General features: G+C 68.5%; 7 protein-coding genes. 3 read left to right on the top strand and 4 right to left on the bottom strand.

Translation table 11 applies throughout. The annotated features are described in order from the left end of the window. Positions 1-111: 111 nt before the first annotated feature. Positions 112-903 (bottom strand): dienelactone hydrolase family protein, encoded by a 792-nt coding sequence (locus ACVOJ1_RS17945; protein WP_053516673.1) that lies wholly within the window; start codon positions 901-903, stop codon positions 112-114. 127 nt (positions 904-1,030) lie between these two features. Between ACVOJ1_RS17945 and ACVOJ1_RS17940 the strand changes: the two genes are divergently transcribed. Continuing rightward, positions 1,031-1,621 (top strand): SMI1/KNR4 family protein, encoded by a 591-nt coding sequence (locus ACVOJ1_RS17940; protein WP_346480727.1) that lies wholly within the window; start codon positions 1,031-1,033, stop codon positions 1,619-1,621. A gap of 93 nt (positions 1,622-1,714) precedes the next feature. Here ACVOJ1_RS17940 and murD read toward each other — a convergent pair whose 3' ends face one another. The 3 genes from murD to ACVOJ1_RS17925 form a co-directional block, all read right to left on the bottom strand. Then, entirely contained in the window at positions 1,715-3,124 is a 1,410-nt protein-coding gene (gene murD / locus ACVOJ1_RS17935; RefSeq protein ID WP_346480726.1) for a UDP-N-acetylmuramoyl-L-alanine--D-glutamate ligase, read from the bottom strand. Continuing rightward, the gene (gene murL / locus ACVOJ1_RS17930; RefSeq protein WP_197572648.1) at positions 3,105-4,457 is read right to left on the bottom strand and encodes a UDP-N-acetyl-alpha-D-muramoyl-L-alanyl-L-glutamate epimerase; all 1,353 of its coding nucleotides are present in this window, start codon (positions 4,455-4,457) and stop codon (positions 3,105-3,107) included. Before murL ends, murD begins: the two co-directional genes overlap by 20 nt. Positions 4,458-4,533: 76 nt before the next feature. Further along, positions 4,534-7,128 carry a bifunctional aspartate kinase/diaminopimelate decarboxylase gene (locus ACVOJ1_RS17925; protein ID WP_053516666.1) on the bottom strand — a complete coding sequence of 865 codons (2,595 nt, stop codon included), beginning with the start codon at positions 7,126-7,128 and terminating at the stop codon, positions 4,534-4,536. Positions 7,129-7,202: 74 nt separating this feature from the next. On the opposite strand from ACVOJ1_RS17925, the gene ACVOJ1_RS17920 reads away from it, so the two are divergent. Both ACVOJ1_RS17920 and ACVOJ1_RS17915 read left to right on the top strand, forming a co-directional pair. Beyond that, entirely contained in the window at positions 7,203-8,075 is an 873-nt protein-coding gene (locus tag ACVOJ1_RS17920; RefSeq protein WP_346480725.1) for a PhzF family phenazine biosynthesis protein, read from the top strand. 124 nt (positions 8,076-8,199) lie between these two features. Continuing rightward, complete coding sequence (locus ACVOJ1_RS17915) at positions 8,200-9,078, top strand: PhzF family phenazine biosynthesis protein (protein ID WP_164151754.1); 879 nt, start codon at positions 8,200-8,202, stop codon at positions 9,076-9,078. Positions 9,079-9,083 lie beyond the last annotated feature (5 nt).

The following is a 9,083-nucleotide window of genomic DNA, read 5'->3' as shown; positions in this document are numbered from 1 at the left end:
CGGGTCGCCCCGGCGCGGGCGGGGCCGCGCCCGCCGCTACCGGGTGCCGCCGCGCCCTGCGTGAGTGGTGTGCTGTGGTAGCGCCGGGCCATGCCCGGCGAACCCGGTGCCTCAGCGCTTCTCGAAGCGCTCCTCGAAGAACTCATCCAGTGCCTTCCACGCGCGCTTCGCCGCCCGTTCGTTGTACTGGCACCCCGGCGGATTGTTGGCATCACGCTCGGCAAAGCAATGCACGGCGCCGCTGTAGTTGGTGAATTCCCAGTCGACCTTGGCGGCATTCATCTCGTTCTGGAAGCTGGCGATGTCGGCCGCGGTCACGCTCCTGTCATCGGCACCATTGAGTACCAGCACCGAGGGATGCGCTCCACCGGCCTGCGCCGGCAGCGGCGAGCCCAGCCCACCATGCAGGCTGACCACGCCGGCCAGCGGCGCGCCCGCGCGGGCCAGCTCCAGAACGGTGGTACCGCCGAAGCAGAAGCCGACCGCACCGATGCGGCTGGCATCCAGCGGCACCTTGCCGGCCTGTGCCTTGAGCACATTCACCGCCTCCAGCGCACGCGCACGCAGCAGCGGCCGGTCGTTGCGCAACGCGGTGGCGACCGGCCCTGCCTCGGCATCGGTCTTCGGCCGCACACCCTTGCCATAGACATCGGCCACCAGCACCACGTAATCATCGCCGGCCAGCTGCTTGGCCTTCTCGACCGCCGATTCGTTCACACCCTTCCAGTTCGGCACCATCACCAGTCCGGGGCGCTTGTCACTGTCCCCGTCGTCATAGACCAGCACCCCGCTGAAGGTCGTGCCCTGGTGCGTCCACTCCACCGGCTGGGTCTTCATCGCCGCCCACGCCGGCAGCGCCGCCAGACCCAGGACCATCGCCACACCGCAACGCCATGCATTCATGCGCCTGCTCCAGAGAAAAGGAAACAGAGGGGTCGCCTGATGTCCCCCTCCCGTCCGCATTCTGCATTGGCGGCGTGACGCAGGTGTGGTTGGATACGCCCTGATTCCGCCCAGCCCCTGTTTGCGAATGAACCTTGTCGATCAATTCCTGTCCGGCCTGATGCCGCGCCTGCCCGCCGACGATGCTGCGCAATGGGCGCATGTCCAGGGCGCCAGCGCCGGAGACCTGCAACGCCTGCGTGCGCAGTGGCCGCAGGTACCTGACAGTCTGGTTGCGCTGCTGTCGCGCGTGGATGGCACGCATTTCCGCCGGTATCCCGAGGGCGAGGTCTGCGTGCTGATGCTCGGCTCGGACGTGGAAGGCGGCGGATACCCCTACTACCTGTGCTCGGTCGCACAGATCTTCGAGGATCAGCGGCACTGGGACGACAGCATCCGCTCGATCTACGAAGAATGGCTGGACGACGAACCGGAGATTCTCGGCGACGGCATCGATGCCGACGTACCGATGAGCCGCCGCCTGTGCTTCTCGCACTGCATGAACAACGGCGGCACCTCGATGCTGTACCTGGATTTCGACCCGGCACCGGGTGGCTCCGTCGGCCAGGTGGTGCGCTACCTGCATGATCCGGACAGCTATGCGGTCATCGCGCCCGGCTTCGATGCGTATCTGCAGCAGTTGATTGACGGCGACTACGCGTTCATCGAGGAAGCGTAGATCCACGCCTGCGTGGATGAATTTGCCGGTGGGTTGCCGGCCGGGATCCCGCCGGGGTCAGAACCCTTTCCTGCGGAAAGGGATCCGCCCCCCTCAGGCGATGCCCAGGCCCGGAATCGCGCTGATGCTGTCCGGATCGAATCCGGCCAGCTCGGCGAAGTGACGTCCGCGCGCAACGTAATCGCGGTAGGCCCCAAAACTTGGTGCGCCCGGCGACAACAGCACCACCCCGCCCTGCTGGCCCAGCGCAGCGCGTGCCAGCGCCATGGCCTCCGGCAGGTCGACGGCCGCATGCAGCCCGAATCGACCTGCATCGGCCAGCGGCTGCAGCATCGCGTGGATGCGCGGGCCGTTGCTGCCCATGGTCACGATCTCCACCGGCGGCACATCGTGCGCCATGTGCTGCATGAAATCGGTCCAGTCCAGGCCGCGGTCATGCCCGCCCACCAGCAGCGCGATGCGCTGGCCGCTGAAGCACTCCAGCGCCGCCAGACTGGCGTGCGGCGTGGTGCTGATCGAATCGTTGATGTAGGTCAGCCCATCGGCCACGCCGATGCGCTGCAGCCGGTTGGGCAGCGGACGGAAATCCTGCACGGCCGGCGCCAGCGCCGCCGCGTCCAGGCCCAGCGCTTCCAGCGCGGCCAGCACCGCACACAGGTTGCCTCGGTTGTGGCGGCCCGGCAGCGGCGTATTGCGTGTATCGAACACCGCCTGTTCGCCACGATGCACGATGTCGCCACGCATGTGCCAACCCTGCGGCTGGTTGAACCAGACCACCTGGCTGTGCGGCAGCGTCAGTTCCGCCAGATGCGGATCGGCGGCATTGAGCACGGCGATGCACGGAGCGGCATCGGTGACCAGCTGCAGCTTGTCCTCGATATAGCGCTGTTCGCTGCCATGCCAGTCCAGATGTTCGGGGAACAGGTTCAGCACCACCGCCACCTGCGGTCGCGCGCCACTGCGCGCCACTTCGCCGGTCTGGTAGCTGGACAGTTCCACCGCCCAATACTCAGGCGCCGGCTGCGGGTCCAGCACTTCCAGCAGCGGCAGGCCGATGTTGCCGACCAGGCCGGTGCGATGACCGGCCGCACGCAGCAGGTGCGCGACCAGCGCGCTGGTGGTGCTTTTGCCCTTGGTACCGGTCACGCACACGGTGTCATGGACGATGCCGTCGTCAGCGGCATGCTCGGCGAACCAGAGCGCGGTGCCCCCGATGAAACGCGTGCCCCGTGCCGCCGCGGCCACCGCGATCGGCTGGTAGGGACTGATGCCGGGTGACTTGATCACCACGTCGAACGCGGCCAGCGCCTCGGCCGAAGGCTCGCCACGCACCTCCAGTGACTCCTGCGTTTCCGCGCGCGCCGCATCGGCTTCGGCGGCAGGACAGAACAGGCTCAGCGGCAACGTCGGCAGGCGTGCACGCAGCACCGCGAATGCGGCACGGCCCTCACGCCCCCAGCCCCACAGCGCGACGCGCTTTCCCTCAAGCTGAGAAATCTTCACGCACCCGTTCCCACAGCGCAGCCGGAATGCGGTGCTCGCCCTGCAACTGCAGCATCGGCGCCAGCTCCAGTTCGGCCGCGTCGAGCTGCGGCTGGATCTCGTTGCAGAAGCGCTTCACCAGCGCATCTTCCTTCCACTCCGGTCGCTGCGCCAGGGTCGCCATCGCTGCACGCGATTCACGACCTTCGCCCACGCACTCGAACGGCTTGTGATCCTGGAACTCCAGCAGCGCGTCGAAGCCACCGGCCTGCTCGACATCGTCCAGCAGATTGCGACCGAAGATGCGCACGAGGCGGGTCTTGGGCATGAACGGCGCCAGCGCCAGAAACACGAAATGGCACTTCGGGCAGACGCCGCACCAGCGGTTCACGGGGCGCTCGCCGAGGATATGGAAGTTGCGGTTGCAGCTGGAGAAATGCGCGTCGTAGAAGTCGCTCTTGGCAAACTGGCGGGCCACCGCCAGTTCCGACATCGGTCGCAGCAGCGAGTAGTACTGCAGGTCTGCGGCCACGTGCGCCTGCACATGGCTGCCGAAGGCCTGCTCGAACGCCCAGCCCTTGGACCACTGGTGGTTCACCTCGCCGGTGCCCGGAATCTGGCTGCCGTAGCTGGCCGAGCGTTCGTTGGAGAACACCACCTGGTCCACGCCCTGCAGCAGGGCTGCCAGCACCATGATCGCCGAGTTCACCGCGGTCACCGGGATATGGCCGTTCCACGCCCCTTGGCGGTTGAGCTCGAACAGCTCCGGCGCCAGCGCGCGGCCCAGGTTCAGCGTCGGCAGGCCGGTGCGTTCGGCGCAGGCACGGATCAGCTGCGAACCGCCGATCCAGGTGACCGTCTCGTCCACGCCCGCCCGTCGCAGCGCTTCGATGCTGACCAGCGAATCCTTGCCGCCACCGATGGCGACCAGCGCATGCGGATGCAGGCCCACCTCCGGTGCCTGCACCGGCTCGCCCTGCACCGGCAGGCGGAAGCGGCCACGCAGGTTGAGGCCGTTGCGGTAGGCGAACTCGCCCAGGCCGTTGAGGTAGATCGCTTCCACCAGCGCCGCGGTATCGGCATCGATGGCGTAGCTGTCGATGCTGACGATCTCCGGCACGCCGGCCTTGTAGTAGCTGACGCCGGCGATCAGGTGCAGCAGCTGCAGCGCTCGCTGCACGGCAGCGGCGCGCGCCGGGTCGAGGACGAACGGGGCGCCGGGAACGGTGATCGTTTCCACCATCTCGGGGCCATCATCGAAGGCATAGACCAGCCGTGCCACGCCGCTGTCCGCGGCAAATTCGCAGCGGACGAAGCGGAAACGGGAGACCTGGTGTTTGTCGAAAGCAGTCATGGTGTATCCGGTCAGGCACGGACCCGCGCGGTTGCGCGGGGCGTGTCGGTGGGCGGGTGCAGCGCGCGCAGGGCGATCACTCGATCACATCCTCGCGCGGCAGCGCCCGCTGGTTGTAGGTGTTGGACATCACGTAGCCATAGGCGCCAGCGTCAGCAATCAGCATCACGTCGTCCGGCGCGGTGGACACAGGCAGCTTGCGCCGCTTGCCGAACACATCGCTGGACTCGCAGATCGGGCCGACGACATCGAATGCCGCCTCGGCGTACCCGCCCTGGCGGCTGAGGTTCTCGATGTCGTGCCAAGCGTCGTACAGGGCCGGACGCATCAGCGTATTCATGCCGGCATCCAGGCCGACGCGGCGCACGCCGTCCTTCTCCACCACCTGGGTGGCATGGGTCAGCAGCACGCCGGACTCGGCCACCAGGTAGCGCCCCGGCTCGATGGCCAGGCGGAATGCGGGGTGCAGCGCCTTGACCTCGGCCAGGCCGGCAGCCCACGCGTCCAGATCGAAGGGCTCGTCCTCGTCGCTGTACGGAATCGGCAGGCCACCGCCGATGTCGATCGTCTGCACGCTGCCGATGCGGCGGGCGAAGCCTGCCAGCTCATCGCACATCAGGCGCCAATGCTGCGGGGTTTCCACGCCGCTGCCCAGGTGGGCGTGCAGGCCGACCACCCGGCTGCCCAGTTCGGTGGCGGCACGGACGAACTCATCGACACGGGCGATCGGCAGGCCGAACTTGGACTCCTTGCCGCCGGTGCGGACCTTGGCGTGGTGACCTTCGCCGCGCCCCAGGTCCACGCGCAACCACAGCTCGCGGTTGCGGAACAGGTCCGGCCAGCGCTGCAGGGCTTCGACGTTGTCGACGGTGACGGTCACGCCCAGTGCGAACGCGGCCTCGTACTCACTGCGCGGGCAGAAGCTGGGGGTGAACAGCACACGCCTGGGCGAAAGTTCCGGCAGGTGCTGGAACACATGCTTCAGCTCGCCATGCGAAACGCACTCCAGACCGAAACCCTCCGACTCCAGCAACTGCAGGATGGCCGGGTGGCTGTTGGCCTTGATCGCGTAGTAACGCTGGTCGATCGGCTTGATCGCAGCCAGCGCGCGGGCACGCGCCCGCACGGTCGGCAGGTGATAGACGTAGCGCGGGGTGCCCGCGTCGGCCAGCTGCAGCAGGTGTGCCCGCTGGCCGCGCCACCAGGGCGTGCCGCGCGGGCGAACCGTGCCGGCGATCTCGCGCCAGCGCGGGCCGAACACCTCGGTTTCCTCCACCGGCATGGCGCCGCTGTCGATCAGTTCCGCATGCAGGATCGGCAGCAGGCCATCGGCATCGGCCTCATCGATGACGAAGGTCAGGTTCAGGTCGTTGGACGACTGCGAGATCATGTGCACGCGCTCACGGCCGAACGTGGCCCACACATCCGACAGCTTGTGCAGCAGCGAGCGCATGCCCAGCCCGACCAGGGTGATCGCCGCACAGGGCACGATCACCTTGACCTTGCACACCTGCGACAGGTCGGCCGACAGCGCGGCCAGCACATCGGTGTTGACCAGGTTCTCCGACGGATCCAGAGACACGGTGACATTGGTTTCGGCCGAACCGATCAGGTCCACCGACAGGCCGTGCTTCTTGAACAGGGCGAACACATCGGCCAGGAAGCCGACCTGCTGCCACATGCCGATGCCTTCCATCGACACCAGCACGATGCCGTTGCGACGACTGATTGCCTTCACGCCCGGTACCGGCGCGGCATTGCCGTCGATGCTGGTACCTGGAAGCTCGGGGCGCTCGGTGTCGAGGATCGCCATCGGTACACCGGCATCGCGGCACGGCTTGATCGAGCGCGGATGCAGCACCTTGGCACCCGTGGTGGCGATTTCCTGCGCCTCGTAGTAATCCAGACGGGTCAGCAGGCGCGCGTCCGGCACATCCTTGGGATTGGCGCTGAACATGCCCGGCACGTCGGTCCAGATTTCCACCCGGCTGGCGCCGAGCAGCGCACCGAAGTACGCCGCCGAGGTGTCCGAACCGCCACGGCCGAGGATGGCAGTGCCACCGTCCGCGTGCCGCGAGATGAAGCCCTGGGTGATCAGCAGGCGGGTCGGCTGCGCACGGAAGCGCTGCGCCCAGTCCGCATCCGAGCGCCACTGGCAGTTCACCGACAGGCGTTGCGACCAGTCGCTCTGGTTCGGCTGCGGCGGCAGTGCATCCAGCCAGTGCCGGGCATCCATCCAGCCCATGTCCAGCCCGGACGCGCGCAGGTATGCCGCGCCCACGGTCGAGGACAGCAGTTCACCCTGGCCCAGCACGTCGGCCTGCCAGTCCAGCGGCCGGGTGGCCGCGCGCGGATCGTCCAGCAGGCCCTGCAGGGCGGCCAGACGCTCGGCCAGCACTTCGCGGCCGAGGCCCAGCTCGACCAGGAATGCCTCGTGGCGTTCGACCAGCGCGGCGACGCGATCACGGCTGTCCGCCGCACCGTCGGCGATCGCGGTCAGCTCATTGGTCACCCCGGACAGCGCCGAAACCACCACCAGCACGCGCGAGCCGGTCTCTTCCGCGCGTTTTTTCGCCAGCTTCCCGATCGTGTCCCAGCGATGGCGACGCGACACCGAGGTGCCGCCGAACTTCAGTACGATCCAACGATCGACAAGGGGGGAAGCTGACATGGATTGGCTATGTGTATTGTGGGGAAGCCGCCCCTGGGGGCGGAACCTTCGATTCTAAGCCCAATATCCCCGCCATGACCGCCTATCGTTACCTGCAGCTCGATGTCTTTGCTCCCCGTCCCGGCACGGGCAACCCACTGGGTGTCGTATTTGACGCGGACGGGCTTTCCAGCGACCGCATGCAGGCGCTGGCCGCCTGGCTGAACCTGTCCGAGACAGTGTTCTTCGTCCGCCCCACCGCGGCCGGTGCCGACTACCACGTACGCATTTTCACCCCGGGCAGCGAGCTGCCGTTCGCCGGCCACCCCAGTGTCGGTGCCGCCTGGGCAGCGGTGACCAGCGGCCTGGCCGTGCCGCGCGACGGTGCCCTGGTACAGCAGTGCGCCGCCGGGCTGTTGCCGGTGCGCGTGTCCGGCCCGGCTGCCGCACCGACGATCCAGCTCGGCAGCCCCGCAGCACGGCACCTGGATACCGCTCCCGGGGCGGTGCCGGAAGCGCTGCTGGCCCAGGCCGCCGAGGGCCATGTGGCCCAGTTGTGGGACAACGGTCCGCGATGGTGGCTGCTGCCCCTGCGTGATGCCGCCAGCGTGCGCTCCCTGGCGCCGGACATGGCCGCCGTGCGCGACTGGACCAATGCCACCGGCGCCACCGGCGTGGCCGTGTTCGCACTGGAACAGGCTGCCGCTCACACGCTCGTGGTGCGCGCTTTCTGCCCCGGCGATGCGGTGAACGTGCCCGAGGATCCGGTGACCGGCAGTGCCAATGCGCTGATTGGCGCCTGGCTGCGGCAACGCAGCGCGCTGCCGGGCACGGACGCCGGCTACGTGGCCAGCCAGGGCCGCGAAGTGGGCCGCGATGGTGAGGTCCAGGTCCAGGTCGATGCGCAGGGCACCGTATGGATCGGCGGCCAGGTGCAGCCGGTGATCGATGGGCAGATTCACTGGTAGCCCCCCGCGCTACCCTATGCCGCCTTGCCGGTAGCGCCGGGCCATGCCCGGCGACTCGCCGCGCTGCGCGCTCGCGGAGCATGGCCCCGCGCCACCGTCCCATCGTTTCCTGGAGTTGTCACTGATGTCCGCACGCCGTTTCCTGCAACTGGATGTGTTCTCCCCGCGCGCCGGTGCCGGCAATCCGCTGGCCGTGGTGCTGGATGCCGACGGACTCGACGACGACACCATGCAGGCCATCGCCCGCTGGACGCGGTTGCCCGAGACAACCTTCGTGTTCCCGCCGCAGACGGCGGGAACCAGCTACCGCCTGCGCATGTTCAGTCCGCAGAAGGAAGTCCCGTTTGCCGGCCACCCCAGCGTAGGCACCGCGCATGCCGTGCTGCAGGCGGGCCTGGCGGAGGCGGTGGATGGCCTGCTGGTGCAGGACGGGATTGCCGGTGCGCTGCCGCTGCGGGTCAGCGGCGAAGGCGCGCAGCAGCGCATTGCCATCCGCACCCCGCGCGCGCAGCTGGCCGAAACCGCGCGGGCGGACGATCCGCGCCTGCAGGCGGCCCTGAAGGGCTGGCCACTGGGTCGGTTGCCGCCCGCACGCATGCAGGGCGGGCGCAGCTGGTGGGTGGTCCAGGTTGCCGATGAATCGGCCCTGCGCGCGCTGCGCCCGGACTGGGACGCGGTGGCCGCGCTGGCCGAATCCACCGACAGCATGGGCGTGTTCGCCTATGCATTCGCCGACGGCAACGAAGGCTTCGATCTGGCCGTGCGCGCGTTCGTCGGCAACGGGCGCCGCTTCGAGGATGCCGCCTCCGGCGCCGCCAACGCCGTGCTGGCGGCATGGCTGGACCTGCGCGGCGCTCTGCCGCGGGGCCGCGAGGCATTCGACGTCAGCCAGGGCCGGGAGGTCGGGCATGACGCACGCCTGACCCTGCGCGTGGACGAGGCCGGCGAGGTGTGGTCCGGCGGTCAGGTGCAGACCGTGATCGCCGGCACCCTTGATTGGTGACTGGT

The organism is Stenotrophomonas sp. STEN225 (assembly GCF_056756445.1).
This window is presented reverse-complemented; position numbering and strand designations above follow the sequence as displayed.